The following is a 24,962-nucleotide window of genomic DNA, read 5'->3' on the forward strand; positions in this document are numbered from 1 at the left end:
GAGAGTAGCGCCGAATGGCCAGCTTGAAGGAAATGCGCAATCGGATCTCGAGCGTCAAAGCGACGCAAAAGATCACGAAGGCGATGCAGATGGTGGCGGCTGCCAAGCTGCGCCGGAGCCAGGACGCGGCGGAAGCCGCCCGTCCATACGCCCGGCGTCTGGCCAGCGTCATCGCCAACCTCGCGACCGGCGTGTCGGGCGACGGTGCTCCGGCGCTGCTGGCCGGCACCGGCCGCGACGACCGTCACCTAGTGGTGGTGGCCGCTGCGGACCGTGGTCTGGCCGGCGGCTTCACCTCGTCGATCGTGCGCGCGGCTCGCGCCCACATCGACGGGCTGATCGCCCAGGGCAAGGACGTGAAGATCGTCTGCGTCGGCAAGAAGGTGACCGCCCAGCTGAAGCGCCCCTACGGCGACAAGGTGGTCGACAACTTCGACCTGTCGGCCTACCGCCAGGTCACCCTGTCGGTCGCCCAGCCGATCGCCGACGTCGTCACCAAGCTCTACGAAGCCGGCGACATCGACGTGGTCACGCTGTTCTACAGCCGCTTCCGGTCGGTGGTGCAGCAGGTTCCGACCGCGCTGCAGCTGATCCCGGCGGTTGTCGAGGGCGGCGCCGAAATCGCGTCGGGTCCGGCCGCGGTCTATGAGTACGAGCCCTCGGAAGAGGCCATTCTCGAGACCCTGTTGCCGCGCAACCTGACGGTCCAGATCCTGTCGGCCCTGCTCGACAACATGGCCGGCTTCTACGCCAGCCAGATGACGGCGATGGACAACGCCACGCGGAACGCGGGCGACATGATCAAGCGCTACACCCTCGAATACAACCGTTCCCGCCAGGCTCAGATCACCAAGGAGCTGATCGAGATCATCTCCGGCGCCGAAGCCGTCTGATCTAGCCTAACGCCAAAAACGCACGCAGAGACGCACGAAAGACCCGCACGCCATGGCCAAGACCCCTGCTAAGGCTCCCGAAGCCGCCGCCGAAAAGCCGGCCGCCGCCAAGAAGCCCGTCGCCACGAAGGCCGCCGCCGCTCCGGCCGCTGCTGCTCCCAAGGCTCCGGCCGCCAAGAAGGCCGCTGCTCCGAAGGCCGCCGCCCCCGTCGCCGGTGAAGCCACCGGCAAGCTGGTGCAGATCATCGGCGCCGTCGTCGACATCGAGTTCACCGGCGCCCTGCCGGCGATCCTGAACGCCGTCGAGACGACCAACACCGCCACCGGCCAGCGCCTGGTGTTCGAAGTCGCCCAGCACCTGGGCCAGAACACCGTCCGCGCCATCGCCATGGACGCCACCGAAGGTCTCGTCCGCGGCCAGCCCGTGCGCGACACCGGCGAAGCCATCCGCGTTCCGGTCGGCCCCGGCACCCTGGGCCGCATCATGAACGTCATCGGCGAGCCGATCGACGAGCAGGGCCCGATCCAGTCGGACCTGTCGCGCCCGATCCACCGCGACGCCCCGAGCTTCGCCGAACAGACCAACACGGCTGAAGTGCTCGTCACCGGCATCAAGGTCATCGACCTGATGTGCCCCTACACCAAGGGCGGCAAGATCGGCCTGTTCGGCGGCGCCGGCGTCGGCAAGACCGTGACGATGCAGGAACTGATCAACAACATCGCCAAGGCTTACGGCGGTTACTCGGTTCTGGCCGGCGTGGGCGAACGCACCCGCGAAGGCAACGACCTCTATCACGAGATGATCGAGTCGAACGTCAACGTCGACCCGAAGGCCAACAACGGCTCGACCGAAGGCTCGCGCTGCGCCCTGGTCTACGGCCAGATGAACGAACCCCCGGGCGCCCGCGCCCGCGTCGCCCTGACCGGCCTGTCGATCGCGGAATACTTCCGTGACGAAGAAGGCAAGGACGTGCTGCTGTTCGTCGACAACATCTTCCGCTTCACCCAGGCCGGCGCCGAAGTGTCGGCTCTGCTGGGCCGCATCCCCTCGGCCGTGGGCTACCAGCCCACCCTGGCCACCGAGATGGGCAACCTGCAGGAGCGCATCACCTCGACCAACAAGGGTTCGATCACCTCGGTCCAGGCCATCTACGTTCCCGCCGACGACCTTACCGACCCGGCCCCGGCCGCTTCGTTCGCCCACTTGGACGCCACCACCGTTCTGTCGCGCGACATCGCCGCCCAGGCCATCTTCCCGGCCGTCGATCCGCTGGACTCGACCTCGCGGATCATGGACCCGCTGGTCATCGGCGAAGAGCACTACACGGTCGCTCGCCGCGTCCAGGAAGTGCTCCAGCAATACAAGGCCCTGAAGGACATCATCGCCATCCTGGGCATGGACGAGCTGTCGGAAGAGGACAAGCTGACGGTCGCTCGCGCCCGTAAGATCTCGCGCTTCCTGTCGCAGCCGTTCCACGTGGCCGAGCAGTTCACCAACACGCCGGGCGCCTTCGTCCAGCTGAAGGACACCATCCGCTCGTTCAAGGGCATCGTGGACGGCGAGTACGACCACCTGCCGGAAGGCGCCTTCTACATGGTCGGCCCGATCGAGGAAGCCGTGGCCAAGGCCGAGAAGATGGCGGCGGAAGTCTGATGCACGAGGAAGACGGCGATCTGGCCCACTTCTGCTGCGAGGAGCTGGAGGATGCGGTGTCTTCGGACGCCGAGGCCTCCCTCATCGAGCACGACAGCGGCCTGATCCTGTTGAACCTGGGTCAACGGGAAGCCGATGGTGAGACGGGCACGGTCCTGGCCACCATCCGCTTCTGTCCGTTCTGCGGCACCGAGATCCAGACCGACGAAGACATCGAAGCGGCCCTGGGCGCCGTGGAGACCTACGACTGATGGCCAAGCTGCACTTCTCTCTCGTCGCGCCCGAGCGCGAACTGTTCTCGGCCGACGTCGACCAGGTCGACGCTCCGGGCACGGAAGGCGATTTCGGCGTGCTGCCGAACCACGCCCCGTTCATGACCACGCTGCGCGAGGGTCGGGTGACGGTGCGCGACGGCTCGACCGTCAAGCTGTTCGACATCCAGGGCGGTTTCGCCGACGTGGGTCCGGACGGCTTCACGATCCTGGCCGAGCACGCGGTGGAAGTGGCCTCGTAAGAGCCGCCTCCTTCCGAAGAGTTCGAAAGCGCCCTCGCTGGAAACAGCGGGGGCGTTTTTCGTTTTCGGCGATCCTCCCCCTCTGGGGGAGGTGGCCCGAAGGGCCGGAGGGGGGACGTTTTCAGCAGCCGGCGAGGCGTGGACTTATCAGACACTCCCCCCTCCGTCGGCTTCGCCGACACCTCCCCCAGAGGGGGAGGATCGAAAAAATTACGTTTGTGACCCCATCCCCGCCGTAATCGGCCACCATAAGGGTTGCGAGGGAACGCTTGTCGGTTTTAATGCCGACCTCCAAGTCTCTAGGGGATATCCGACCTATGCGCCTTGCGCTCGCCAGCCTGATCGCCCTCGGCGTCGTTTCGACCGCCGTCGCCCAGGAGCAACCCGCTCCCGCCGCCGCCCCGGCTCCCGCCCCGGCCGCCGCGCCCGTTGATCAGGCCGCGCCTGCCGATCAAGCCACGCCCGTCGTTCCGGCGCCCGCCGCCGGCACCCCGGAGGCCGCCGCCGCCGCGGCCGCTCCGGAAGCGGTGCGTCCGCCGCCGCCGACCGATCCGGTCTCGGTGAAGATCCTCAGCGTCCTCGACACCATCTGCAAGCCGGCCGTGGTCGGCGGCGACTTCAACGCCCTGGCCAAGGCCGCGGGCTTCAAGAAGAAGCGCGACCTGTGGACGCTGGACCTGGGCAAGCCCTACCAGATCGTCCTCGACAACCCGGGTTCGAACAAGAACGTCTGCACCCTGAACGTCCAGCACGCCCAGGGCCCGGACCAGGCCCAGCACCTGGCCACCGCCCTGCACGACTGGGCGACCTGGGAAAACAGCCCGCAGCTGAAGCTGATCCGCAACGACCAGCTGGTCACCGACGTCAAGCGCCTGACCGTGACCTGGGACAACAACGCCGCGGGCGGCAAGGCCGGCCTCGTCTACGTCCGCATCAAGAAGCTCGACGACAGCTCGGTCGGCAAGAACTTCGAACAGGCCCAGATCCTCTACACCACCCAGTGATGGGCTGAGGCTCGTTGAGCTGAAACGCGAAAGGCGCGGAGGGTGACCTCCGCGCCTTTTTGTTTTGATCCTCCCCCAAAGGGGGAGGTGGCCCGAAGGGGCGGAGGGGGAAGTTTCTGCTGACGTCGAGGCGGTGCTGGCTCACAGGCCACATCCCCCTCCGTCGCCCCGCGACACATCTCCCTTCAGGGGGAGGATCTTCGCGCTTACGCCGCCGCCCGATCCTCCGCCGCGATGAAGTCCAGGCACAGCGCGGCCACGGCTTCCCAGCCCGGCTCGCCCGGCAGCCAGTGGCTCATCTCGGGGAATTCGTGGAACACCCCGCCCAGGCGGGCGGCGGTCTGGCGGACGGTGGCGGGCGGGTGGACGACGTCCTGGCCGCCGGCGATGGCCAGCACCGGAGCCTTCACCGGACCGGGGCTGGTGGTCATGAACGGATCCAGCCACCAGTTCAGCGTCTCCCACAGCGCCCGGCCGCTTTCCGAGGTCATGCGGGCGTAGAGGGCGCGGCGCTTGTCGCGCGGCAGGCGGTCGAGGCTGTAGCGGCGCACCACGCCGTAGTCGGGGGCGATGGCCTGCAGCCAGTAGGGACCCAGCGCATAGAGGCTGACGGCCGAGACCGCCTCCTCCAGGCTCGCCCCATGCACGCCCCAGGGCGGGGAGGGGGCCAGCAGGATCAGGCGCTCCACCGGCGCGCGGCCGGCGGCCAGCTGCGCCACCAGGCCGCCCATGGAGTGGCCGATCAGGACCGGCGGCCGCTCGCACGAGCGGACCAGGCGGGCGATGTCGCGGGCGTAGTCGCTCATCGACAGGCCGACGACCGAGCCGCCGGGACCGCGTCCCGGCAGGTCGGGGGTGAGCACCTTGTGGCCGGCGGCCTCGAACGGCTCTCGGAAACTGTCGAACGTCCAGCCGCCGCAGAAGGCGCCGTGGACCATGATCACCGGAGCCTTCACGCCCGCCTCTTAGGTCAACCCCGCCCGTGTGACTGATACGAGCGTTTCAAAGAAGCCTACACGCTCTTCTTGCCGCGTGGCGAAGTTTTGGCGGGCGTCGTTGTCGCAGCCTTGGATTTTGCGGCCGCTTTCGGTTTGGCCGGGGCTTTCGTCGCCTTCGTCAGCTCCGGATTGACGACATTGGGCATCTTTGTCGCCGTCGGCTTGGCGGGTGCGGCCTTGGGCGTTGCCGGGGGCTTGGCCGCAGGCTTGGGCTTTGTCGCCGTCTTGGCGGCTTCCGCCGTCACGGCCGGTTTCGGCTTGGGAGGCGCCTTGGCCTTGGCCGGGGCCTTCGCGGCCGGCTTGGCCGATTCCGGGGCGGCCTGCGGCTTGGCGGCCGCCTTTGCCTTGGGGGCGGCCTTCGCCGGCTTTTCGGCCGACGCCGGCGGGACTTCGGCAGCCGGCGCCGCCTTGGCCTTGGCTGGCGTCCTGGACGCGGCCTTCGGCTTCGGCGCGACCTTCGCCGGCGGCTTGGCGGCCGGTTCGGCGACCACGGCCTTGGCCTTGTTCGGGGTCTTGGCCTTGGCCGGCGCGCGAGGCTTGGGCGTTGGGGCGGCGACAGCGGCTGGTTCGGCGGCGGGCGTGGTCTGCGGCTCGGGCTTGGCCGGCTCCGGCGCGGGTTCTGCCTTGGGCTTGGGCGGCGCGGCCGAGGCCGGACCCAGGCCCTTTTCCGACAGCCACGACTGCACCGCGGCCAGCAGGACGTCGCTACCCGGTTCGTCGATCAGCCAGTGGGCGTGATCGGGATACTCGCGGTAGTCGGCGCCGGCGTACTTGCGGCCGACCAGGCGGACGTCCTCGACCGGCGTGGTGCGGTCCTTGGCCCCGGCCAGCACCAGAACCGGCACGCTTACCTTGGCGGCGTCCACGTGCACGGTGCGCGAGGGATCGCGATCCGGATAGGCCAGGTCCTGCAGCACCCGGCCGGAGTCGTAGACGGCCTTGGCGTAGAGCGCGTCGTGGCGGGCGGGCGGCACGGCGTTGACGACGCCGAACTTGAAGCCGGTCTTCCACATCTTCACCGGCTTGGGCGCGCCGCCCTGGGTCAGCACGGCGTTGAGGAAGGTGATCAGCGGCGACAGCTTGGGCTTGCCGCGCGCGTCGGCCGGCGAGGCCGGGGCGAACAGCACGATCCCCGAGGTCAGGCCGCTCTCGGCCAGCTTCTGGGCGATCAGTCCGCCCATCGAGTGGCCGAAGACGATCGGCTTGACGCCGTCGCGGGCGGCGGTCACGGCCGCCGCGGCGCTGAGCTCGGCCACGTAGTCGGCCAGCGACAGGCCGGCCAGGTCAGGCGCGGGCGGCCCGGCCGTGCGCAGGGCGGGCCGGATGGTCGGCGTCTCGACCGCGTAGCCCGCCTTGCGGAAGGTCTCGGCCACGGGCTCCCAGCTGTCGCCGGTCATGCCGTAGCCATGGATCATCAGGATGGTTCTGCTCAAACCCGCGCCTCCCAAACCCCGTTGAGGCATGGCGCGCTGAGCCTTCGGTGTCAGGCGATGCGCGCGAACCCCGAGAAAGCGGCGACCATCAGTTCGTAGACGCCGCGCTTGAAGGGTACGATCAGTTCGGGCGTTTCGTCGAGAGCGCCCCAGCGCCAGTCTTCGAACTCGATGTCGCCGTGGGCCGCCAGGTCGATCTCGGCCTCGTCGCCGGTGAAGCGGAAGGCGAACCAAACCTGCTTCTGGCCCAGGTATCCACGGGCGCGCTTGGTCCCCATGAAGTCGGCCGGATAGTCGTAGGTCAGCCAGCCGTCGGTGCGGCCCAGCAGCAGCGCCGACTTCACGCCGGTCTCTTCATAGAGTTCGCGACGGGCGGCGGCTTCCAGGTCCTCGCCTTCGTCGACCCCGCCCTGCGGCAGCTGCCAGTTGTAGGGCGGCTCCTGCTTGTGGCGCATGCCCAGCCAGACGCGGCCGTCGGTGGGGTGGAAGAGGGCGACGCCCACGTTCGGGCGGTAGAGCGACAGGTCGGGTTGCGCGGTCATCGCTTGGCGATAGCCGAAGCCGGCGCCAGTTGCACGCCCCGCGCATTGAGGCCGCCGGCCCAGTTGCGCACCTGGCTGATGGTCACCGGATAGGCGAAGCCCACGCCCAGCGACTGGCCGCGGGCGCTGGCGCCCGCTTCCAGGGCCCGCAGCTGGCCCTCGATGGCCTCGGCCGACAGGTCGTCGTCGATGCCGCGCTCGGCCGAAGCGCGGGGGATCGGGCCGCCGCGGCGGGCGGCCGCGCCGTCGTCGACGAAGGCCAGGCCCCGGGCCTTCAGGGCCGTGGTGAAGGTGGCCATGGCCGGGTCGGAGGCCAGGAACTTCGAGCCCAGATAGTTGGTCAGGCCGAAATAGCCGGTGGCGCGCGACATCAGCCATTCCAGCTTGCGCACCGTCTCGTCGGGCCGGTTGGCGGCGATCAGGGTGTAGGGGCCCGGATCGTTGGCCGGATAGTCGTTGGGCTCCATCGGCGTCTCGAGCAGCACCTCGTGCCCGTGCGAGCGGGCCAGGTCGATCCAGCCCTGCAGGCCCTCGGCATAGGGGGCGAACGACAGGGTGACCTCGGGCGGCAGGGTCTCGATGGCGGCGCGGGTGGTCTGGGCGTTGAGGCCCAGGCCGCCGATCACCAGGGCCACGCGCGGGCGGCCGTCGGGCGTGAACGGGCGGGCATAGGCTTCGGCGACGGTGCGGCCGTCGGGCGCGATCACCGGCAGCGGGCCGCCGCCGGGGCCGGGAGTCGACAGGCCGGGCAGCGGGGCCTGGACCAGGGCGCCGCCCGACTGCACCGGCGCAGCCGCCAGGTCGGTGAAGGCTTCGGCGGATTCTTCGGTGGAGGCCTGGCGGGCGAAGGGCTGGGTCGACAGGTCCATCTGGCCGGGCAGCAGCGGGGCTTCGTCGGCGCCTTCGGCGCCCAGGGCCTCGCGCCAGCCGTCGGGCGCGCCCTTGGTGGCGCCGATCTCCGACAGCGACAGGCGGATCACCGGGGCGCCGGCCTTGGGGTCGCCGGTGACCAGCACCAGCACGGCCAGGCTGAGCAGGAACAGGAAGGCCGCGCCGCTGGCGCCGATATAGGGATTGGCCGCGGCCGCCATCAGGCGCGCGCGCAGGTCGCCGCCGTCGGCGGACTCGGGCGCGGCGGCGGTGTAGGCGGGCTTGCGGGAGAACACGGCGGCCATGGGATGGGCTTAGCGGGCAAGCTTCCAAGATATGGTTAACAGGGTTCGCCCAAACCTGCGGCGAAATGGCGGATCGCTGCTTTTCTCAGCGAAGCACGGCGCGGAAATGACCGCCAGGCGAGGTTGGCCGCAAAAGCAGTGGCGAGGCCTTCCCGCCGGCCGATCCTCGGGCGCAAGCTTCTCGTGAGGAGACCTCGCCATGAGCCTGACCGAGTTCGCCTGCTTCACCGATCTTTCGCGCGCCGAAGGCCGCGCCGTGTGCCTGGCCGCAGTGCTGCGGGCCGGTGCGGGGCTGGCCTTGGGCCTGGCCGTGGTGGTGATCGCGGCCGTTGCGATGGGGATGGCCTAGAAAAACCTCTCCCATGGGGAGAGGGAGGGGCCCGCGCCGAAGGCGGGGGAGGGTGAGGGGGTAAACCGCTTGCGGTCCCATCACCCTTCGGTCACAGCCCTATCCGGAAAGGTCCCTAACCCCTCACCCTCCCATGCTGCGCATGGGCCCCTCCCTCTCCCTTTGGGAGAGGTTTGGAAACAGCGGGAGAGGTCCCAAAGAAAAAGCCGCCCATCTTTCGACGGGCGGCTCGTTTTCCGGAGCTCGAAAGCCCTTACTTCTTCTCGACCGGGGGCTTGCCGCCGGCGGCCGCGGCCTTGGCGGTGACCTCGGCGATCTTCGGCTGCGGCTTGGGCAGCTTGGGCACGGCCTCGACCGAGCCGGCCTTCAGCACGGCCAGGGCCCGCGACAGCTGGAAGTCGTCCTTCTTCTCGTCGAAGCCGGCGGGCGGCGCCTCGGCCGGGATGTGGGCGCCCTTGCGGGTCTTGCCCTCGTCGGCGTTGAGCGCGTTCTTGAAGCTGGCCTCGCTGAACCACACGCGGTTGGCGATGTCCTGGGCCTGGTCCTTGGTCTGGGCCACTTCCAGGTCGGGTTCGATGCCGGTCTTCTGGATCGAGCGGCCCGACGGGGTGAAGTAGCGGGCCGTGGTCAGCTTCAGCGCGCCGTCGGCGCCGCCGCGCAGCGGGATAACGGTCTGCACCGAGCCCTTGCCGAAGCTGGTGATGCCCACCAGTTCGGCGCGGTGGCGGTCCTGCAGGGCGCCGGCGACGATTTCGGCGGCCGAGGCCGAGCCCTGGTTGATCAGCACCACCATCGGCAGGCCGTTCAGGATATCGCCGGGGGTGGCGTTCAGGCGCTGGATGTCGCGCGGATTGCGGCCGCGCTGGCTGACGACCTCGCCGCCCTCCAGGAAGAGGTCGGCGACGCCGCGCGCCTGGTCGAGCAGGCCGCCCGGATTGTTGCGCAGGTCGAAGACCAGGCCCTTCATGTGCGGGTTCTTGGCCTGCAGGTCCTTGATGGACGCGGCCAGGGCGTCGGTCGACTTCTCGTTGAAGCCGGGCAGGCGCACATAGCCGTAGTCGCCTTCCATGCGGGCGATGGCGGCCTTGGGCTTGATGACCTCGCGCACCAGCTTCAGTTCGATCGGGTCGGACTTCTCGCGGGCGATGGTGATGGCCACCGTCTCGCCGGCGGGGCCGCGCATCTGCTTGACGGCCTCGTTGACCGTCAGGCCAAGAACCGACTGGCCGTTGACGGCCGTGATGTAGTCGCCGGCCTGGACGCCGGCCCGGGCGGCGGGCGTGCCGTCCATCGGCGAGATGACCTTGACCACGCCTTCCTCGCTGGTGACCTCGATGCCGAGGCCGCCGTATTCGCCGCGAGTGGTGTCCTGCATGTCCTCGAAGCTGTCGGGCGACAGGTAGCCCGAGTGCGGGTCGAGGCTGGTCAGCATGCCGTCCAGGGCCGCCTCGATCAGCTTCTTGTCGTCGACTTCGGTGACGTACTGGTCCTCGACGGTGGCGAGCACGTCGCCGAACAGTTCGAGCAGCTTGTAGGTCTTGGCCTTCTGCGAGGGGATGGTCGCTTGGGCGATGGGGCTGACATAGGCCATGGTCCCCGCGCCGAGGACAAAGGCCGAAACACCGATGAGCAGGTACTTGCGCATAAGGCCAGAATGGCTCCCTGGCGGCGCGGACGCCGCGTTCGATACTCAAGCGGCGCGAACGCCGCCTCTTATACTCCGGCCCCGTCCATCCCCGACGCGGGCCGCGTCATGATGAACGCCCATCATTGCTGAAAAAGTCGTCTACCGCGACTCCTGCTTCAGCCAGCGCCCCGGATCGGCCGGAACGCCGTTTTCACGCACCTCAAGATAGAGCTCCGGCTCCAAAGGTCCACGGTCCGTCATGCGTCCGAGGCTGGCGCCGGCTGCGACTGATTGTCCGGGCGCCACCGAAACGTCGGCCATGCCGGCCATGACCAGATGGTAGGCGCCCTGGGCGCGGACGATCACCACCATGTCCCAGCCGTTCAGAGGGCCGGCGTATTCCACCACGCCGGCGGCGGGGCTGCCGACGTTCTGGCCCTTGGCTGTGCGGATCGACAGGCCCTCGGCCTTGCCGCCCACGGGCAGGGCGTCGCCCCAGCGGCGGATCACCTCGCCGGGCGCCGGAACCCGCAGGGCCAGCGGCCCGGTGGCGCCGCCGGTCGCCAGCCCGTCGGTCAGGGCGCCCAGGGTCTGGCGCTCCTGGTCGGCGGTGATGGCGTCCTGGGCGTAGGCCCGTTCCAGCTGGGTCTTCTCGACGATCATCCGCTCCAGCTCGCCGCGGCGGTCGGCCATGGCGCTTTCGGCGGTGAACAGCTGCTCGGAGGCGGCGGCCGCCTCGCGGCGCAGGGCCCCGACGGCGCGGGCCTGGCGGGCGTAGGCGTCGGCGCGGGCCTGCAGGTCGGGCGTCATGGCCCGGATCAGGATCGCCGCCCGCACCGCGTCGCGCGCGTCGCCGGGATTGACCAGCAGGGCCGGCGGCGGGTTGCGGCGGAAGAGCTGCAGGGCGCTGAGCAGCCGGGCCAGCTGGCCCCGGTCGCGGCCGAGCTCGCCGATCAGCGCCGACTCCCGCCGGTGCAGGGTCTCCAGCCGGGCGCGCTTGACGTCGACATCGGCCCCGGCCGAGACCTGCTGCTGGTTCAGCCGGGAAAGCTCGGCCCGCAGGTCCTCGATCTCGCGGCGGGTGTCGGCGGCCTGCTGCAGGTCGCGGGTGCGCTGGTCGCCGACCTGCTGCGCGACGACGGCCCCCGCTCCGGCGAGGAGCAGGGCGCAGGCGCTGACGGCGAGGATCGCGGGGCGACGGGGCATCGAATCCCTATCTGCCTGAGGGCGCAGCGGTTTCAAAGGGCGCAACAGACAAGCCCCTCTCCCCATGGGAGCGTGAGCGTGTCTTTCGCGCCGTCTCAATCGCGGTGATAGGGCGAGCCCGCCAGGATGGTGGCGGCGCGGTAGATCTGTTCGGCCAGCATGGCGCGGGCCAGGGCGTGGGGCCAGGTCTGGGGGCCGAAGGCCAGGAGTTCGTTTGCCTGGCCAAGGATCGACGGATCCAGCCCGTCGGCGCCGCCGATCAGGAACACGATCCTGCGCTGGCCGTCGTCGCGCAGGCGCTCCAGCCGTCCGGCGAAGGCGCGCGAGGTGTGGACCTTGCCGTGCTCGTCGCAGGCGACGACGTAGGCGCCTTCCAGGTGCGGGCGCAGCACCTCGGCCTCGGCGGCCTTGCCGGGCTTGCGGGCCTCGACCTCGAGGATCTCGACGGGACCGAGCGCCAGGGCGCGGCCGGACGCGGTGGCGCGGGACGCGTAGTCCAGGGCCAGCTGCGCCTCGACCATGCGGCCGAGCTTCCCGACGGTGAGGATGGTGATCTTCATTTTGGGAAAGGTGCGTTGAAACCCTCGCCCTTCGACAGGCTCGGGGTGAGGGTTTCAAGAGCGTCCATAGACCTCATCCTGAGCTTGTAAAGCTTGCCCTCGGGCGGGCCGCGCGGGGCGCGTCCCGAGGGGATAAGGTCGCTAGGCGCGAGAGATCAGTTCGACGAAGCCGCCGGCATCCGGTGCGGGGCGTCGACGGCCCAGATCTTCTCGATGTTGTAGAAGCTGCGCACTTCGGGGCGGAACAGGTGGACGACGACGTCGCCGGCGTCGATCAGCACCCAGTCGCAGTGCGGCAGGCCTTCGACCCGGGCCTTGCCCAGGCCATGATCCTTCAGCGCGCGCAGCACGTGGTCGGCGAGAGCGCCGACGTGACGATGCGAGCGGCCCGAAGCCACGATCAGGCTGTCGGCCACGGAGCTCTTGTCCGTCAGGTCGATGTGGACGATGTCCTGGGCCTTGTCGTCGTCGAGGCGGTCCAGGATCAGGCGCTCCAGCGCCTTGATGTTCAGGTCCGTACTGAGCGTCGGATTTTCAGTCGAGGATTCGGCACCAGCCGGTCCCTCGTGCGCCGTCGGCGCGGGGTCGCTACGCAGCGGAATGCTCCTTATTGGCTTCGCGCAAAGCCCCTCATAGCATGGAAAGACTCGAAACGTGAGGGGGATCGTGGTCGCAGGCGGATTCGGGCGGGCTCAGCCCTTGGTCTGGCGGGCCCGCAGGGCCGTGGACGAGGCGAAGTTCAGCGGGCCGGTCAGGTAGACCCAGGCCGGGACGTCGGCGTCGGCGATGGTCGCCGCGGCGCTGGCCGGGCGGCGGGCGAAGGCGAAGCGGCGGGCGGCGGGCGAGCTGCGGGCCTTGAGCGCCGCCCAGGGGCGCGAGACCACGGCCACGGGGACCTCGCGCATGATCTGGGTCCAGCCGCGCCAGCGATGGAAGGTGGCCAGGCTGTCGGCGCCCATCACCCAGACGAACTTCACGCCCGGGAAGCGGGCCTTCAGCACCCGCAGGGTGTCGATCGTGTATTGCGAGCCCAGCCGCGTCTCGGCGTCGGAGACGATCATGGACGAACCGCGGGCCCAGCGGCGGGCCTCGTCCATGCGCTCGGCCAGCGGCCGCGTCTCGCGCGACGACTTCAGCGGGTTCTGCGGCGAGACCAGCCAGATCACCTTGTCGAGGTTCAGGCGATGCAGGGCCGTCTCGGCCACGTGGGCGTGGCCCTCGTGCGCCGGGTTGAAGCTGCCGCCGAACAGCCCGACGCGCATGCCCGGCTCCAGGTGGAAGCCGAGGCGATGGGCGCTGGGGCGGCCGGCCTCAGGGACGAGTCTGGCCGGTCCCGCGAACCACATACTTGAACGTCGTCAGTTGCTCGGCCCCGACCGGGCCGCGGGCATGAAGCTTGTCGGTGGCGATGCCGATTTCGGCCCCGAAGCCGAACTCGCCGCCATCGGCGAACTGGGTGGAGGCGTTGACCAGCACGATGGCGCTGTCGACCTTGGCGATGAACGCCTCGGCCGTCGCCGCGTCCTCGGTGACGATGGCGTCGGTGTGGCCCGAGCCGTAGGTCGCGATGTGCTGGGCCGCGCCCTCGACGCCGTCGACCACGGCCACGGCGATGATCGGGGCCAGGTACTCGGTGGTCCAGTCCTCGATCGTTGCGGCCTTGAGTTCGGGCTCGATGGCGCGGGCGGCCGCGTCGCCGCGGATCTCGCAGCCGGCCTTGATCAGCACGTCGGCGATCGGCGGCAGCAGCTTGCCGGCCGCGGCGCGGTCGATCAGCAGGGTCTCGGCCGAGCCGCACACCGACACCCGGCGCATCTTGGCGTTCAGCACGATGTCGGCGGCCTTCTTCAGGTCGGCGGCGGCGTGCACGAAGACGTGGTTGAGGCCTTCCAGGTGGCCCAGCACCGGGGCGCGGGCCTCGGCCTGGACGCGGGCGACCAGGCTCTTGCCGCCGCGCGGGATGATCAGGTCGATCGACCGGTCCAGGCCCGACAGGATCGCGCCGACGGCGGCGCGATCGGTGGTGCGCACCATCTGCACCACCTCGTGCGGCAGGCCGGCGGCGGCCAGGCCCTTCAGCACGGCGGCGTGGATGGCGAGGTTGGACTCGATGCACTCCGACCCGCCACGCAGGATCACGGCGTTGCCCGAGCGCAGGGTCAGGGCCGCGGCGTCGGCCGTCACGTTGGGACGGCTTTCGTAGATCATGGCGATGACGCCGATCGGCGTGCGCACGCGGGCGATGTCCAGGCCGTTGGGACGCTGCCAGCGAGCCGTCTCCACGCCGAGAGGATCGGGAATGGCGGCCACGGCCTCGACGCCGGCGGCCACGCCTTCCAGGCGGGCTTCATTGAGCATCAGCCGCTCGATCATCGGCGGGGTCAGGCCGTTGGCGCCGGCCTTTTCGAGGTCGCGGGCGTTGGCGGCCAGGATGGCCGGGGCCTCGGCGCGGATGGCGGCGGCGATGGCGACGAGGGCGGCGGTGCGCTGGGCTGGCGTGGCGAGGCGAAGCGCGCGCGCGCCTTCGCGGGCCGCCTGGCCCATCGCTCTCATCGTCGCCTGCAGGCCCCCGGCCGCGTCGTCCATGGCTCGTCCGTCCCCGGATATGCTCAGATTGAGGCTTACCTAGGCTTTTTGCTCCCTCGGGGAAATGGCCAATTGCTGGCGACGGTCCGAGAAAGCTTGAATGGGATGTCAGGAACTCCCGACATAATGTCAGGTTGACATGACATTTTGCCCGTGTCAGGTTTGCCTTACATCAACGGGAGGCGAGCCATGCTGGCGATCGGAAAGTTCCAGACCTCGGCGCACAAGCGCTACGTGATCCGCACCATGGCGTTCATGATCCCCTACGTGCTGGTCAACACCGGCGCGATCTTCGGGGCCTTCGACGACATCAGGACGCCGGTGGCGGCCTGGGCGCTGGCCCTGGTGGTGTCGGCCCCGGTGGTCGGGCAGATCTGGGCGACTCTGGCCCTGATGGCCGAGTCCGACGAATTCGTCCGCGCCCTGGTCGCCAAGCAGTTCATCATCGCCTCGGGCGTGGCCATGGCCCTGTTCTCGGTCTGGGGCTTCGGCGAAAGCTACGCCCACGCGCCGCATCTGCCGGGCTGGCTGATATATCCGCTGTTCTGGGCGGTGTTCGGCGTGGTCTCGCCCTTCATCCGGAGCACGCGATGAAGAACCGCCTGAAGCTGCTGCGGGTCGAGCGCGGCTGGACCCAGGAGCAGATGGGCCAGGCCCTGGGCGTCTCGCGCCAGGCGGTCAACGCCCTGGAGACCGAGAAGCACGATCCCTCCCTCGACCTCGCCTATCGGATCGCCGCCATCTTCGAGCGGCCGATCGAAGAGATTTTCGAAAACCCGCACGTCCGCTGAAGACGTTCCCTGAAAGCTAGGAGACCCCCCCATGTCGCTCGCCTTCCTCGGCGGCCGCGCGGTCGTGCGCGCCTGCATCATCGTCCTGACCGCCTTGCTGGGCCTCGGGATCGCCGTTTCCGTCGCCAGGGCGCAGCCCGCAGCCGTGAACGACCGCCTGACGGTCGAGGTCGTTGGACAGGGGCCGGACGTGATCCTGGTTCCCGGCCTGGCCTCCTCGCGCGAGGCGTTCCGGCCGCTGGCCGACCGGCTGAAGGCTGCGCACCGCGTGCACCTGGTGCAGCTGTCGGGGTTCGCCGGCCAGCCCTGGACCGGCGGCGAGGGTCCATTCGTCGACCCGGCGGTCGAGGCCCTGGCGGCCTACATCCGCTCGGCCGGCCTCAAGCAGCCGGCGGTGATCGGCCACTCGATGGGCGGCCTGTCGGGGCTGCTGCTGGCCCAGCGCCATCCCGGTCTCGTGGGCCGGGTGATGACCGTCGACAGCCTGCCGTTCTACAGCGCCATGTTCGGCCCGACCGCGACGAGCGCCAGCGCCAGGCCCTTCGCCGACCGCATGGCCGCCGGGATCCTGTCGGCCAGCCCCGAGGCCTTCGCCGCCCAGCAGGCGGCCGCCGCCAAGGGCCTGTCGAAGACCCGGGCCATGCAGGAGGCCATCGTCGCCTGGTCGCTGGCCTCCGATCGCAAGGCCGTGGCCAAGGCGATCTCCGAAGTAATGACGCTGGACGCTCGTCCGGGCCTGGCGGCCATGAAGACGCCGGTCACCGCCCTCTACGCCGTCGACGCCGAGGGTGCGCTGCCGCCGGCCGTGGTCGGGGCGCTGTGGATGCGCGAGTACGACGCCCTGCCCGGCGTGAAGCTGGTGCGGGTCGAGGGCAGCCGCCACTTCATCATGGCCGACCAGCCGGAAGCCTTCGCCAAGGCGGTGGACGGGTTTCTGAAGTAGCCGGACTGCTCCCTTCCCCCTTGATGGGGGAAGGGCTGGGGATGGGGGTGATGCGGCGGTTCAGCCGCCAATGCCCTAACCACCCCCACCCAACCCTCCCCCATCAAGGGGGAGGGCTCAGGCACGGATCAGCTGTTCACCGCCAGATCATCCGCGTGGATCATCGGGCCTTCGGTGAAGCCGAGTTCGGCCTCGATGGCGTCGCTGCGCAGGCCGGCGATCCGCAAGGCGTCGGCGCTGTCGTAGCGCACCAGGCCGCGGGCGACCTCGCGGCCGGTCTCGTCGCGGACGCGGACGGCGTCGCCCTTTTCGAACGGGCCCTCGACGGCGCGCACCCCGGCCGACAGCAGGCTCTTGCCGGTCTTCAGGGCGGCCGCGGCGCCGGCGTCGACCGTCACCCAGCCCTGCGGGGCCAGCGAGCCGGCGATCCAGGCCTTGTAGGCGGCGGCGGGCGAGGCGGCGGCCTCGATCAGGGTGGCGGGCGCGCCCTCCTCGATGGCGGCCAGCGGACGCGGGCGCGAACCAAGGGTGATCAGGGTGGCGCAGCCGGCGGCCCGGGCGATGCGGGCGGCGGCGATCTTGGTGGCCATGCCGCCGGTGCCGACCCCGGCGGCGGCGTTGGCGCCCTCGGCCATGGCGGCGATCGCCGGGGTGATCTCGGAAACGCGCGGAATGTGGGTGGCGCCCGGGTCGCGGCGCGGGTCTGCGGTGTAGAGGCCGTCGATATCCGACAGCAGCACCAGGAGGTCGGCGCCCGCCAGCTGGCCCACGCGGGCGGCCAGGCGATCGTTGTCGCCGTAGCGGATCTCTTCGGTGGCCACCGTGTCGTTCTCGTTGACGACGGGAACCACGCCCAGCGACAGCAGGGTCTCGACCGTGGCGCGGGCGTTCAGCCAGCGGCGGCGGGTCTCGGTGTCGTCGCGGGTCATCAGGATCTGGGCGACGCCGACGCCGTGCGGCTCGAACGCCTCTTCCCAGGCCCGCATCAGCAGGCTCTGGCCGGCGGCGGCCGCGGCCTGCTTTTCCGGCAGGGTGATCTTGCGGCCCGACAGGCCCAGGCGTCGCCGTCCCAGCGCCCCCGCGCCGGACGAGACCACGACCACCTGCTTGCCGGCCGCACGCAGGGCCGCGGCGTCGGCGCAGAACGCCTCCAGCCACGCCCGGTTGGCCGCGCCGGTGGCGGCGTCGACCAGCAGGGCCGAGCCGACCTTGAACACGATCCTCCGGGCCTGGCCCAGAGGTCCCCCGACCCCCAGGTTCACGGCTGCCAGCCCCCCGGCGTCTCCTCGATGTGGTCCTCGTCCTCCTCGATCTCGGCCACCGCGTCGCCGCGGCGTACGCGCACCTGGCGATAGGCCGCGCGCAGGAGTTCGGTGACCCCTTCGCCCGACACGCCGGAGATCAGCAGCGGCTTGACGCCGGCCACCGCTTCCAGCTCGGCCTGCTTGGCCGCGCGGGTCTCGTCGTCCAGGGCGTCGATCTTGTTCAGCGCCAGGATCTCGGACTTGTCGCCCAGCTCGTCGCCATAGGCCTCGAGCTCGCCGCGGATGGTGGTCCAGGCGCCGACGATGTCGTCCTGGGTGGCGTCCACCAGGTGGATCAGAGTGGCCGAACGCTCGACGTGGCCCAGGAACCGGGTGCCCAGGCCTGCGCCTTCCGACGCGCCCTCGATCAGGCCGGGGATGTCGGCCAGCACGAAACGCTCACTGGTCGACAGGTCCACGACGCCCAGGTTCGGGGTCAGGGTGGTGAAGGGATAGTCGGCGATCTTCGGCTTGGCGGCGCTGGCTGCCGCCAGGAAGGTCGACTTGCCGGCGTTGGGCAGGCCGACGAGGCCGACGTCGGCGATCAGCTTGAGGCGCAGCCACAGCCAGCGCTCCTCGCCTTCTTGGCCGGGATTGGCCCACATCGGGGCCTGGTTCACCGGACCCTTGAAATGCAGGTTGCCCCAGCCGCCGTTGCCGCCCTTGGCCAGCAGCACGCGCATGCCCGGCTCGTCGAGGTCGACGATCAGGGTCTCCTTGTCCTCTTCCAGCACCTCGGTGCCGACCGGGACCTTCAGGACGATGTCGTCGCCGGCCGCGCCATGGCGCTGGCGGCCCATGCCGTGCACGCCGGTGCCGGCCTTGAAGTGCTGCTGGTAGCGATAGTCGATCAGGGTGTTGAGGCCTTCGACGGCCTCGATCCAGATGTCGCCGCCGCGACCGCCGTCCCCGCCGTCGGGGCCGCCGTATTCGATATACTTCTCGCGTCGGAAAGACACCGACCCGCCGCCGCCGTTTCCGGAGCGGATGAAGATCTTGCATTGATCCAGGAATTTCATGGGCGTCTTTTGTCCCAACACGGGTTTCGCGTCGAGCAAAATGGACCTGTCGCAACCTGTGGAACGCGCGACCAAGCGCCGCCCGTGTCGATATTGCGACAAACAAGCGCTGCCTTGAACGCTGTTCGGCGTCGTGACGAAATGTTAAACACGCAGTGCGACAAACGGTCTCGGGGCGAAAATTCTCTATTTCTCGTGGAGGGGGGAGGCGTCCGTTGTCGACGGAAGCGAACGTCAGGGATGAACTCGATCAGGACCTCAAGGACCTGACGCTGCAGACGCTATGCCGCAAGTATGCGGGCGAGGCGTCGATCCACCGCAACATCCTGATGAGCCGCGGCACCGGCGTGACCGGGACGTGGCGCGATTTCCGCGCCTTCCTCGGCGACATCGGCACGCGTCCGTCCGAAAACCATGTCCTGGTGCTGATCAACCGGCTCGAGCGCACCTACGGCCCCGGCCGCGCCCGCTGGATGACGCCCGACGAGCAGGCCGCCCACGAGGCCGATTTCGATCGCCTCCAGGCCGAGAAGAAGCGCGAGGCCCAGAAGATCGAGCACGAGGCCGCCGCCATCCGCCGCGCCAAGGCTCCCAACGCTCCCAATTTCGGCCAGTTCACGCCGATGGCCGGCCAGCAGGTCAGCTTCACTGACGTGGCCCGCAAGCTGAACATCCCGGTCGGGGCCCTGTCCAAGACGATGGCCGGCGGCCGCAGCGCCGACGAGCTGGTCAAGCGCGCGGCCAGCGCCGCCGAGGTCATCAATACCGAGGCCAGCTGGCTGCCGCCGGATCCGGCCCGCAAGGCCAACTTCTTCGAGGCCTTCCGCATCTGGCACATGCAGGTGCAGCCCCAGTTCAGCCGCGCGGCCACGCCGACCTTCCTGTTCCTCTACATCGCCCTGCCGGTGATGAAGGAATGCCGTGACGAGCTGGTCGACCTGAACCTGTGGAACCCGCTGGGCCAGCGCGCCCTGACCGCTCGCGACAACCACATCTCGTGGAAGAAATACTGCGAATTCATGCCGCGCGCGCAGGTGGCGATGATGGAGATCCCCATCTACGCCACCTATTCGCTGCTGTCGGACCTCGACGCCCTGTGCGAGCGCATCGTCACCGCCGAGAAGCGGTTCCGCGAAGGCCCGCAGAAGGTGATCCACACCCACCGGGCGGCTTAGAAAGATCCTCCCCCTGAAGGGGGAGGTGTCGGCGAAGCCGACGGAGGGGGCAGTAGTTGCTCCCGCCGGCGACTGGATAGATCCATCAGGGACTTCCACCTCCGGCCCTCCGGGCCACCTCCCCCTTTAGGGGGAGGATTTTCAGCGCTGCGCTTTCAGGCCCTTCTTCACCACGGCCTCGCGGTCGATCGTCAGCCAGCCGTCCTTGCCGACCTTCAGCTCGCCCAGCTGGATCACCGTGCGCTGGTTCCAGACCGGATCGGTCTTGGCTTCCTCTTCCTTGCCCTGGCCCACGAAGTAGTAGAGCAGCGCCCGGCCGTCGTTGACGACCACGTCGGGGTGGTGGCCAAGGTCGCGATCGGTGGGTTGGCTGCCCGGCTTGTCGAGGATGAAGCCCGGCTGGCGCTCCCAGGTCACGGCGTCCTTCGAGCGCAGCACCGCCAGGCCCTTCCAGGCGTCGGCGATCATCCACCAGGCGCCTTGGAAGAAGAACACCTTGGGCCCCTCGCCGGCGAAGTCGGCGACGAAGTCGGGTTGGCGGGTCCAGCTCTTCAGATCGGGGCTGTCGGCGAAGAAGATGCGGCTGTCCTTGCGCTCGTCCTTGAACCACATGCGGTAGCCGCCCTGCGGGGCCTTGATGACGCCCGCGTCGATCACCCGGTCCGAACCAAGGTCGAGGGTGTCGGCGCAGGTCCAGGCCTTGAGGTCCGTCGAGGTCAGGTGGACGATCTTCGCCCCGGCTTCCGGCAGGTTCCAGCGATGGAAGATCCCCGGCACCACGGTCAGGAACATGTGGTGGACGCCGTTTTCGGTGAAGATCTCGGGCGCCCACAGGGTTTCACCGGTGCAGGCGGCGGGGATGTCGGCCGTGCCGGCGTACGTCCACGAGAGGCCGTCCTTGGAGGTGGCCACGCCGATGGCGGTGGCGTGCAGCCAGGCGACATCCTTGGGGTCTTCCAGTTTCAGGGTGGCGCGGCGGTTTGTGTAGAACATCCGCCACAGCTTGTCCGACTTGTCCCAGGCGATGGCCACATCGGCCGCGCCGTCGAACACCGGGTCGCGATAGAGCGGCTTTTTCGCCTGCGCGAGCGCGGCGGCGGGCGCCGTGAGGGTCAGAACAAGCGCCAGACCGGCCAGAACGCGACGATGCATGATGCCTCCCATATTATGGGGCTACATCTTACATGATGCATTGCGCGTGCGGCGAAAAACCTCGTCCTTCGACAGGCTCAGGATGAGGTTTTTCTACTGTGGCCTTTGCATTGGTCCTCACCCTGAGCTTGTCGAAGGGCGGGGACCACGCACGACCCCTCAAGCCAGCCAGACCATCATCCGCGTGGCCACGCTGGCCCCGCGCGACACGGAGTCCTTTTCCGTGACGACGCCGGTGTAGAGGAAGCCGGCCTTGACCAGCACTTGGCCCGAGGCGGGGTTGTCGGCGAAGTGGCCGGCGACGACCAGCTTGCGCCGCCAGTCGTGGGCGGCCCAGGACAGCGCCCCCTGCAGGGCCTCGGTCGCCAGGCCGCGGCCCCAGAACGGCCGGCCGATCCAGTAGCCGACCTCGAGCCGGCCGTCCTCGTTGGGGAAAAAGCCCAGCACCCCGACGACGCCGGCGTCTTCCAGGTCGATGACGAAGGTGGCGTTGCGGCTCCAGTCCTGGGCCTGGACGCGGCCCACGAACTCTTCGGCGTCGGCCTGGCCGTAGGGCCAGGGCATGCGGGTGGTCATCTTGGGGATGGCGTAGTCGGCGCCCAGGCTGGCGATGCGGGGCGCGTCGGACATGTCCGGCGCCCGCAGGGCGAGCCGCCGCGTCTCGATGACGGGACTTCTTTCGATCACGCACATGGCGCGTCTCCCTTTCCCGGCCCTTCTTCACGCGAGGCGCCGATACTGCGACGCGCCTCAGATAGTGCGGGACCGTGACGCTCCAATTGCCTGGATGAGGCTTTTTCTGGAGCATGGACAAACAAAAGCGGGGAGTCCGGCGTCCGGACTCCCCGCTTCGTATTCGTCGCGTCCGGATCGTCTTCGTTTAGGAAGCACGATCCGAAGAGAGACTTCAGATCGTACTATTCGGCGGCCTGGGCCACCGGGGCCACGGTCACGTAGGTACGGTTCTGCTTCTTGGTCACGAAACCCACGGCGCCTTCGACGAGGGCGAACAGGGTGTGATCCTTACCGATGCCGACGTTGGCGCCCGGGTAGAACTTGGTGCCGCGCTGACGCACGAGGATGTTGCCGGCGAGAACCTTCTCGCCGCCGAACTTCTTTACGCCAAGGCGCTTCGATTCCGAGTCGCGACCGTTGCTCGACGAGCCGCCAGATTTCTTGTGAGCCATGATGCTCTCCTAATCTTTGACCCGGTTTCCGACGCGCGGACCTGGGTCAGATCAATCCAAAAAGATCCTGGCGGATCTTAAGCTTCAGCTTCCGGAGCGGGGGCGGCGGCCTTCTTCGGCGCGGCCTTCTTCTTCGGAGCGGGGGCGGCTTCAGCCTTGGCGGCCGGAGCTTCCGGGATGGTGGCCGGGACGGCGGCGTCGCCGAGACCGCGGGCGCGGGCGTCGAGGATGACCTTCGGGGTCAGGTCGATCGTGCCGTCCCACTTGGCTTCCTTGCCGGCGCCGGCGACCGACGTCACGCGCAGGACCGTTTCGGTCTGGCGGTGACCGCGGGTGCGGCGGTAGCCCTGACGGCGGATCTTCTTGAAGATCTTCACCTTCTCGCCCTTGCGGGTTTCGATCAGGGTGGCGTTGACGACGGCGCCGTCAACGGTGGGGGCGCCGACCGTCACGGCCTCGCCTTCGCCCAGCAGCAGAACTTCGCCAAACGCGACTTCCGCGCCAGGTTGACCGTCGAGCTTCTCGACGACCAGCAGGTCGCCGGCTTGGACCCGGTACTGCTTGCCGCCGGTTTTGATGACCGCGTACATAGGTTAGCGCCTTAAATAACGTGCTGTTCGCAAAATACGGAACGCCCGCTAGGAAACCCGGCGGGCGAGAGGGGCGCACTTATAGCGCCGAAAGCCTGTGAGTCAACGGCCAAGGGAGCCTCTAAAGCCCTTGACTGGATTCAAGGTGAAGCCTGTGTCGCGCCGCACGCATGACTCCTCTGGCTCGTTATTTTGTAACAGGCTATAGCGCGGGCGTGACGTCCGCCTTCTTCGCCTCGATCGCGGCCACCGGCTTCATGGTGGCCTTCCTGCACGCGGCCCTGCCAACCCATTGGCTGCCGTTCGTGCTGGTCGGCCGCGCGCAGAAATGGTCGGCGGGGCGCACGCTTGGCGTAACCCTGCTGGCGGGCCTTGGCCACGTGGCCCTGACCATCCTGCTGGGCCTTGTCCTGGTGATCGCGGGCCTGGCGCTGGAACCGAAGCTCGGCCACCTGTTCCATTGGATCGTCGGCGGGCTGATGGTGGCCGTCGGCCTCTTCTATATAGCGCGCGGGCGCCACAGCCACGCCCTGCCCGAGGCCGGCCGGCGGACCTACGCCTCCGACCGCGCGGCGATCACCGCCCTGGTGGTGCTTCTGACCCTGTCGCCGTGCGAGGCCTTCCTGCCCTACTACCTGGCCGGCATGAAGCACGGCTGGGGCGCGTTCCTGCTGCTCAGCGTCGTGCTGCTGGCGGCCACCGCGGCGGGCATGCTGCTGTTCACCGGCCTTTCCCTGGCGGGCGTGCGCCGCCTGAACCTCGACTGGCTGGAGCGCTACGAGGAGACGATCCTCGGCGCGGCCCTGGTGCTGGTCGGCCTGGCGGTGGCGTTCCTGAAGACGTGAGGGGGCGAAAACCCCGCCCTTCGACAAGCTCAGGGTGAGGTTTTCGAGTGCTGGGCCGTGCCTTGGTCCTCATCCTGAGCCTGTCGAAGGACGAGGGCCACGCACTGAGGCTTTCGCTTCCGCCCCAGCCGCCCTAAATACCCGCCATGACCCAGACGACCCCCGCCTCCGGCAAGATCCCCGTCACCGTGCTGACCGGCTATCTCGGCGCCGGCAAGACCACGCTGCTCAACCGCATCCTCACCGAGGAGCACGGCAAGCGCTACGCCGTGATCGTCAACGAGTTCGGCGAGGTCGGCATCGACAACGACCTGGTGGTCGGGGCCGATGAAGAAGTGTTCGAGATGAACAACGGCTGCGTCTGCTGCACGGTGCGCGGCGACCTGATCCGGGTGCTGTCGGGCCTGATGAAGCGCAAGGGCGGCTTCGACGCCATCGTCGTCGAGACCACGGGCCTGGCCGATCCGGGCCCGGTGGCCCAGACCTTCTTCGTCGACGAGGACGTCAAGGCTCGCACCTATCTGGACTCGGTCACGGCCCTGGTCGACGCCAAGCACATCATGCTGCGCCTGTCGGACAGCAAGGAAGCCGTCGAGCAGATCGCCTTCGCCGACCAGATCGTGCTCAACAAGACCGACCTCGTGGACGAGGGCGACCTGCGCCACGTCGAGGCCCGGATCCGCAAGATCAACCCGCTGGCCCCGATCCACCGCGCCGAGCGCTCGAACGTTCCGCTGACCGCCATCATCGGCAAGCACAGCTTCGACCTGGAACGGATCACCGAGCTGGAGCCGGACTTCCTCAATCCCGCGCACGGCGAGCCGGGCCACGTCCATGACGAGCACTGCGGCCACGATCACGGGCATGGGCACGGCCACCATCACCACGACCATGACCACGTGCACGACGAGCACTGCGGTCACGACCATCATCACCACGATCACGCCCATGGGCACGACCACAAGAGCGACATCCACGACGACGGGGTGAAGGGGATCTCCCTGACCCTCGACAAGCCGGTGGACGGCCAGAAGATCACCGTCTGGCTCAACGAGCTGCTGGCGGCCAAGGGCGTCGACATTCTGCGCGCCAAGGGCATCATCGACGTGCAGGGCGAGGAGCGCCGCCTGGTGTTCCAGGCCGTGCACATGATCCTGGAGGGCGACTTCCAGCGCCCCTGGACCGACAAGGACAACCGCTACAGCCGCATGGTCTTCATCGGCCGCGACCTCGACGAGGCCGAACTGAAGAAGGGCTTCGAGGCCTGCGTGGCTTAAGGCCGTCAGGTGCTCCCCCTCTGGGGGAGCTGTCGCGGAGCGACTGAGGGGGTCTTTAGCGCCTGCGCGGGCCCCCTCCGGCCCTCTGGGCCACCTCCCCCAGGGGGGGAGAATTGTGATCCCGAAGAACAAAGGGCC

At 69.0% G+C, this 24,962-nt stretch carries 28 protein-coding genes; 12 read left to right on the forward strand and 16 right to left on the reverse strand.

Annotated features, from left to right (window positions below; translation table 11 throughout):
• Positions 1–14: 14 nt before the first annotated feature.
• From ACODR1_RS14790 to ACODR1_RS14810, 5 genes are all read left to right on the forward strand, one after another.
• Positions 15–893 carry a F0F1 ATP synthase subunit gamma gene (locus ACODR1_RS14790; RefSeq protein ID WP_488881126.1) on the forward strand — a complete coding sequence of 293 codons (879 nt, stop codon included), beginning with the start codon at positions 15–17 and terminating at the stop codon, positions 891–893.
• A gap of 52 nt (positions 894–945) precedes the next feature.
• The gene (atpD, locus tag ACODR1_RS14795; RefSeq protein WP_488881127.1) at positions 946–2,547 is read left to right on the forward strand and encodes a F0F1 ATP synthase subunit beta; all 1,602 of its coding nucleotides are present in this window, start codon (positions 946–948) and stop codon (positions 2,545–2,547) included.
• On the forward strand, positions 2,547–2,798 hold the full coding sequence (locus ACODR1_RS14800; protein WP_488881128.1) for a hypothetical protein: 252 nt from the start codon (positions 2,547–2,549) through the stop codon (positions 2,796–2,798). Before atpD ends, ACODR1_RS14800 begins: the two co-directional genes overlap by 1 nt.
• Positions 2,798–3,061: an ATP synthase F1 subunit epsilon gene (locus ACODR1_RS14805; RefSeq protein WP_101712786.1), complete on the forward strand. Its 264-nt coding sequence runs from the start codon at positions 2,798–2,800 to the stop codon at positions 3,059–3,061. Before ACODR1_RS14800 ends, ACODR1_RS14805 begins: the two co-directional genes overlap by 1 nt.
• Positions 3,062–3,378: 317 nt before the next feature.
• Positions 3,379–4,065: a hypothetical protein gene (locus tag ACODR1_RS14810; protein WP_101717018.1), complete on the forward strand. Its 687-nt coding sequence runs from the start codon at positions 3,379–3,381 to the stop codon at positions 4,063–4,065.
• Between the two features lie 206 nt (positions 4,066–4,271).
• Here the strand turns inward: ACODR1_RS14810 and ACODR1_RS14815 are convergent, their stop codons facing one another.
• From ACODR1_RS14815 to ACODR1_RS14830, 4 genes are read right to left on the reverse strand one after another with little or no spacing between them, the layout of a single operon-like run.
• A complete protein-coding gene (locus tag ACODR1_RS14815) occupies positions 4,272–5,021 on the reverse strand; it encodes an alpha/beta fold hydrolase (RefSeq protein WP_488881129.1) in 750 nt (249 codons plus the stop codon).
• A gap of 56 nt (positions 5,022–5,077) precedes the next feature.
• A complete protein-coding gene (locus ACODR1_RS14820; RefSeq protein ID WP_488881130.1) occupies positions 5,078–6,496 on the reverse strand; it encodes an alpha/beta hydrolase in 1,419 nt (472 codons plus the stop codon).
• A 50-nt stretch (positions 6,497–6,546) separates the two neighbouring features.
• Complete coding sequence (locus ACODR1_RS14825; protein WP_488881131.1) at positions 6,547–7,038, reverse strand: RNA pyrophosphohydrolase; 492 nt, start codon at positions 7,036–7,038, stop codon at positions 6,547–6,549.
• Positions 7,035–8,213 (reverse strand): divergent polysaccharide deacetylase family protein, encoded by a 1,179-nt coding sequence (locus tag ACODR1_RS14830; protein WP_488881132.1) that lies wholly within the window; start codon positions 8,211–8,213, stop codon positions 7,035–7,037. The genes ACODR1_RS14825 and ACODR1_RS14830 overlap by 4 nt, the downstream gene beginning before the upstream one ends.
• A gap of 199 nt (positions 8,214–8,412) precedes the next feature.
• On the opposite strand from ACODR1_RS14830, the gene ACODR1_RS14835 reads away from it, so the two are divergent.
• On the forward strand, positions 8,413–8,562 hold the full coding sequence (locus tag ACODR1_RS14835; RefSeq protein ID WP_488881133.1) for a hypothetical protein: 150 nt from the start codon (positions 8,413–8,415) through the stop codon (positions 8,560–8,562).
• A gap of 253 nt (positions 8,563–8,815) precedes the next feature.
• On the opposite strand, the gene ACODR1_RS14840 is transcribed toward ACODR1_RS14835, so the two are convergent.
• From ACODR1_RS14840 to ACODR1_RS14865, 6 genes are all read right to left on the reverse strand, one after another.
• On the reverse strand, positions 8,816–10,207 hold the full coding sequence (locus ACODR1_RS14840) for a S41 family peptidase (RefSeq protein WP_488881134.1): 1,392 nt from the start codon (positions 10,205–10,207) through the stop codon (positions 8,816–8,818).
• Between the two features lie 141 nt (positions 10,208–10,348).
• Positions 10,349–11,395, reverse strand: a complete 1,047-nt coding sequence (locus ACODR1_RS14845; RefSeq protein WP_488881135.1) for a murein hydrolase activator EnvC family protein — start codon at positions 11,393–11,395, stop codon at positions 10,349–10,351.
• Positions 11,396–11,490: 95 nt separating this feature from the next.
• Complete coding sequence (gene rlmH / locus ACODR1_RS14850) at positions 11,491–11,955, reverse strand: 23S rRNA (pseudouridine(1915)-N(3))-methyltransferase RlmH (protein WP_488881136.1); 465 nt, start codon at positions 11,953–11,955, stop codon at positions 11,491–11,493.
• 155 nt (positions 11,956–12,110) lie between these two features.
• The gene (gene rsfS, locus ACODR1_RS14855) at positions 12,111–12,551 is read right to left on the reverse strand and encodes a ribosome silencing factor (protein WP_165262651.1); all 441 of its coding nucleotides are present in this window, start codon (positions 12,549–12,551) and stop codon (positions 12,111–12,113) included.
• 96 nt (positions 12,552–12,647) lie between these two features.
• A complete protein-coding gene (locus tag ACODR1_RS14860) occupies positions 12,648–13,301 on the reverse strand; it encodes a nicotinate-nucleotide adenylyltransferase (protein ID WP_058347737.1) in 654 nt (217 codons plus the stop codon).
• Entirely contained in the window at positions 13,267–14,541 is a 1,275-nt protein-coding gene (locus ACODR1_RS14865) for a glutamate-5-semialdehyde dehydrogenase (protein WP_488881137.1), read from the reverse strand. Before ACODR1_RS14865 ends, ACODR1_RS14860 begins: the two co-directional genes overlap by 35 nt.
• Positions 14,542–14,730: 189 nt before the next feature.
• On the opposite strand from ACODR1_RS14865, the gene ACODR1_RS14870 reads away from it, so the two are divergent.
• Genes ACODR1_RS14870 through ACODR1_RS14880 form a run of 3 tightly spaced genes read left to right on the forward strand, consistent with a single transcriptional unit; the run spans position 14,731 to position 16,275 of the window.
• Entirely contained in the window at positions 14,731–15,135 is a 405-nt protein-coding gene (locus ACODR1_RS14870; RefSeq protein ID WP_101717029.1) for a hypothetical protein, read from the forward strand.
• Positions 15,132–15,332, forward strand: a complete 201-nt coding sequence (locus ACODR1_RS14875) for a helix-turn-helix transcriptional regulator (RefSeq protein WP_488881138.1) — start codon at positions 15,132–15,134, stop codon at positions 15,330–15,332. Before ACODR1_RS14870 ends, ACODR1_RS14875 begins: the two co-directional genes overlap by 4 nt.
• Positions 15,333–15,363: 31 nt before the next feature.
• Positions 15,364–16,275, forward strand: a complete 912-nt coding sequence (locus ACODR1_RS14880) for an alpha/beta fold hydrolase (RefSeq protein WP_488881139.1) — start codon at positions 15,364–15,366, stop codon at positions 16,273–16,275.
• Between the two features lie 128 nt (positions 16,276–16,403).
• Here the strand turns inward: ACODR1_RS14880 and proB are convergent, their stop codons facing one another.
• Together proB and obgE are read right to left on the reverse strand one after the other, a co-directional pair.
• The gene (proB, locus tag ACODR1_RS14885) at positions 16,404–17,537 is read right to left on the reverse strand and encodes a glutamate 5-kinase (protein WP_488881140.1); all 1,134 of its coding nucleotides are present in this window, start codon (positions 17,535–17,537) and stop codon (positions 16,404–16,406) included.
• Positions 17,534–18,598 (reverse strand): GTPase ObgE, encoded by a 1,065-nt coding sequence (obgE, locus tag ACODR1_RS14890; protein WP_488881141.1) that lies wholly within the window; start codon positions 18,596–18,598, stop codon positions 17,534–17,536. Before obgE ends, proB begins: the two co-directional genes overlap by 4 nt.
• 215 nt (positions 18,599–18,813) lie before the next feature.
• On the opposite strand from obgE, the gene ACODR1_RS14895 reads away from it, so the two are divergent.
• Positions 18,814–19,773, forward strand: a complete 960-nt coding sequence (locus tag ACODR1_RS14895; protein ID WP_101717034.1) for a hypothetical protein — start codon at positions 18,814–18,816, stop codon at positions 19,771–19,773.
• Positions 19,774–19,914: 141 nt separating this feature from the next.
• Here the strand turns inward: ACODR1_RS14895 and ACODR1_RS14900 are convergent, their stop codons facing one another.
• From ACODR1_RS14900 to rplU, 4 genes are all read right to left on the reverse strand, one after another.
• Entirely contained in the window at positions 19,915–20,925 is a 1,011-nt protein-coding gene (locus ACODR1_RS14900; protein ID WP_488881142.1) for a glycoside hydrolase family 43, read from the reverse strand.
• A gap of 159 nt (positions 20,926–21,084) precedes the next feature.
• The gene (locus ACODR1_RS14905) at positions 21,085–21,618 is read right to left on the reverse strand and encodes a GNAT family N-acetyltransferase (protein WP_488881143.1); all 534 of its coding nucleotides are present in this window, start codon (positions 21,616–21,618) and stop codon (positions 21,085–21,087) included.
• 224 nt (positions 21,619–21,842) lie between these two features.
• Complete coding sequence (gene rpmA / locus ACODR1_RS14910) at positions 21,843–22,112, reverse strand: 50S ribosomal protein L27 (RefSeq protein WP_101717037.1); 270 nt, start codon at positions 22,110–22,112, stop codon at positions 21,843–21,845.
• A gap of 77 nt (positions 22,113–22,189) precedes the next feature.
• Positions 22,190–22,702 carry a 50S ribosomal protein L21 gene (gene rplU, locus ACODR1_RS14915; protein WP_488881144.1) on the reverse strand — a complete coding sequence of 171 codons (513 nt, stop codon included), beginning with the start codon at positions 22,700–22,702 and terminating at the stop codon, positions 22,190–22,192.
• A gap of 215 nt (positions 22,703–22,917) precedes the next feature.
• Between rplU and ACODR1_RS14920 the strand changes: the two genes are divergently transcribed.
• Positions 22,918–23,547: a hypothetical protein gene (locus ACODR1_RS14920; protein WP_488881145.1), complete on the forward strand. Its 630-nt coding sequence runs from the start codon at positions 22,918–22,920 to the stop codon at positions 23,545–23,547.
• Positions 23,548–23,693: 146 nt separating this feature from the next.
• Positions 23,694–24,824: a CobW family GTP-binding protein gene (locus ACODR1_RS14925; RefSeq protein WP_488881146.1), complete on the forward strand. Its 1,131-nt coding sequence runs from the start codon at positions 23,694–23,696 to the stop codon at positions 24,822–24,824.
• Positions 24,825–24,962: the final 138 nt, after the last annotated feature.

Source organism: Caulobacter sp. FG7, assembly GCF_057808875.1.